Genomic DNA, 1293 nt, shown 5'->3' on the forward strand with positions numbered 1-1293 from the left:
ACACTACCTCGCGGCTCTCGATCGCGAACTCGACACCGATCCGACCGACACCGATTCGCCGTTCTGACGAGAAACCAGCACTCGCGCGCGACCACGGCTAGATGATCAGATTTCTACGGTTTCTCGTGATCGCCAACACCACCCATCAGGTACGGGTGCCTGCACCGGCCAACCCGAGACTATGGCGTAGGAAGTCTCTCACCAGGCAGGGAGGATCGAGGCGAGGTCGCCCTGTAAGCAAGCGGCGCAGCTCAAAGCCCAGGCTGCCGAGTAGCCATGCCACGTTGGCGATCCACAGGCCGGCCCATCCGTGGTGCTTCTGCAGGTAAAGGCGGCGGGATTCGAACCAGAACGCCGGGCGCCGCCGAGTGAGGTCATAGAGTCCCGTCATCACCGCGCCGGTGTGGTGTACGACGCTCGAGGGCACGGTCCAGACCTCGAAGCCAGCTGCCTTGGCCCGTCGGCATAGATCCGTTTCCTCGAAGTAGAGGAAGAACGACTCGTCGAAGAGCCCGATTTCGTCGAGCATCGCTGTCCGTAGGGTGCAACTAGAGCCAGAGACCCAGTCAACGCTGCGAGCAGGGCCGCCGGTGGTCATGGGGACACGCCAGTTCTTCAGCAATCGCGAGACCAGACCAAGCCGTAGCCTGCCTTCAAGCTCGCCAAGCGGACTGGGAAAGTGGAACGCCGAGCTGTGGGGATCCCCACTGTCATCGACCACTCCGCTACCGGCTATCCCCGCTCGGGGGTGTGCCTCGAGGAAATCCAGCATCTCCCGAAGGGCTCTTGGTTCCGGTACGGCGTCGGGGTTGATCAGGTGGAAGACATCCGGCGGCTCAGGTCTGGCCATGGCTGCACGGATGGCAAGGTTGTTCCCGCCTCCGAAACCCAGGTTCTCCGAGCTGCACAGCAGTTTCACGGGGATGCGACCAGAGAGCGCTTGGATCCCATTCCGAAGCCTGACCTCCGAATCATCACCCGAGCCGTTCTCCACGACGGTGACTCCAGCGTTGAGCCCGTCGAGTGCCTGCTCAAGGGCGGCCAACAAGCGCAGTGTAAGGTCGGAGCTGCGGAAATTGACGCAGATGCAGAGGAGCTTCATTGGGGGTTCCGCTGGCATTCGTGATGATCTAGCCGAGCTGGAGCCTAGCGCTGATCCGAGATTCTTGAGGGCTTTCGTCGATTCAAATTGAAAGTGGCCCCGTCGGTGTGCTTGATGGAGTTACCAGACCTCATCGAGCCCCCGAGGAGCCACAATCATGAGGCTAAGTAGAAGCCGAATTCGGGCCCGCG

Annotated in this window: 1 protein-coding gene; it reads right to left on the reverse strand. The window is 61.5% G+C overall.

Features of this window, described 5'->3' with window-relative positions:
- Positions 1-145: 145 nt before the first annotated feature.
- Positions 146-1102 (reverse strand): glycosyltransferase family 2 protein, encoded by a 957-nt coding sequence (locus GY937_10435; protein ID MCP5057127.1) that lies wholly within the window; start codon positions 1100-1102, stop codon positions 146-148.
- Positions 1103-1293 lie beyond the last annotated feature (191 nt).

Source organism: bacterium, from assembly GCA_024228115.1.
In the GTDB taxonomy this organism is placed as follows: Bacteria; Myxococcota_A; UBA9160; order UBA9160; family UBA6930.